Annotated in this window: 1 protein-coding gene and 1 pseudogene; both read right to left on the bottom strand. The window is 64.9% G+C overall.

Going from position 1 to position 1,545, the window contains the following annotated elements; genetic code table 11:
* The coding region (locus I73_RS21955; protein ID WP_022982585.1) for a polyhydroxyalkanoate depolymerase at positions 1-1,154 on the bottom strand (1,154 nt) is incomplete at its 3' end.
* Between the two features lie 158 nt (positions 1,155-1,312).
* Positions 1,313-1,545 (bottom strand): annotated as a pseudogene (locus I73_RS33350) (hypothetical protein); the annotation flags it as partial.

Genomic DNA, 1,545 nt, shown 5'->3' on the forward strand with positions numbered 1-1,545 from the left:
GCACCTGGGACGTCGTAGTGGAACTGCCAGTCCGCGGGAATGCCCAGGCAGAGGTCGTGGGCCGCCCGGGTTTGGCCCGCGCCGGAGATGTCGTCGCGTTCGCCCTCCACCGTCAGCAGCGCGGTCGTGGTGATGTCCTCCGGGGCCACCCGCACGCCGTCCACCACCCAGGTGCCATTGACCAGCGCGAAGTCCTGGAACACCGTCCTGATGGTGTCCAGGTAGTAGTCCGCAGGCATGTCCAGCACCGCGTTGTATTCGTCGTAGAACTCGCGGTGGGCGTCGGCGCTTTCTCCGTCGCCGCGCACCAGATCCAGGAAGTAGTCGTAGTGCGAGCTCAGGTGGCGGTCCGGGTTCATCGCCACGAAGCCGGTGTGCTGCAGGAAGCCGGGGTAGACACGCCGGCCGGCACCGGGATAGTTCGACGGCACGCGGTAGATCACGTTGTTCTCGAACCACTCGTAGCTCTTGCTCATGGCCAGGTTGTTCACCGCCGTGGGAGAGCGCCGTGCGTCGATGGGGCCGCCCATCATGGTCATGCTGCGCGGCACCACATCCCCCGTGGTGGCCTGCAGCGAGATGGCCGCCAGCACCGGCACGGTGGGTTGGCAGACCGAGATCACATGGACATCTGGCCCGATGTGGCGAATGAATTCCTGCACATAGGCCACATAGTCGTTGAGGTGGAACTCGCCGTCCTCCAGTGGCACCAGGCGAGCGTCGGTCCAACGCGTGATGTAGACCTTGTGGTCCTGCAGCAGGCTGCGCACGGTGTCCCGCAGCAACGTGGCGTGGTGGCCCGACAGCGGCGCCACCACCAGCACGGTGGGTTGGCCCTTCATGCGATCCAGGGCGCCGGCATCGTCAGTGAAGCGCTTGAAGCGGATCAGGTCACAGAAGGGCTTGTGGATGCTCAGCTGTTCCTGCACGGCCACCGGCACGCCGCCCACGTCCACGGTCTGGATGTTGAACTCGGGCCGCTCGTATTCCTTGGTGATCCGGTGCATCAGGTCCAGGCCTGCCGCGTAACGCTGGGACAGGGGGACATGGGTGAACGGAGACAGCGGATGGCTGTAGAGCTTGGCCGTGGCGCTGGCGAATTCCGAGAACGGCGCCAGCAGCGCGCGCTGGGTCTCGTAGATCTGATACAGCATTGGGGCACTCCGCGGTAGGGCCGGCCGAGCCGGCGGGTCGTCTGGCTGGCTCAAGCTGCCAGATCACTGTGGGAACAGAAATCAGACGAGATTGTGCACCGCAACATCCCGCCGCGCATCGGGGATGTTGCCATCCGCATTCACCCCAAGGGCATCTGTCACGCCATCCAGAACATGACCACGGTCATGCGCTTGGATTCAAGGGTGTTGCCGCAATAGGCGGTGGCGCTGTGGATGAGATCGGCCTTGTACATGACCAGGCGGTTGAAGCGGTGATCGAAGGCCAGGTCTTCCACGAACAGGTCCGGCGGCACGAAGCGGGTGTCCAGCGCCTCGACCAGATTGGCAAAGCGGGCGGGCAGGGTGTTGCCGCCCAGGGACCCATCGGGCA

This window comes from Ideonella sp. B508-1 (assembly GCF_000333615.1).
In the GTDB taxonomy this organism is placed as follows: domain Bacteria; phylum Pseudomonadota; class Gammaproteobacteria; order Burkholderiales; family Burkholderiaceae_C; genus Ideonella.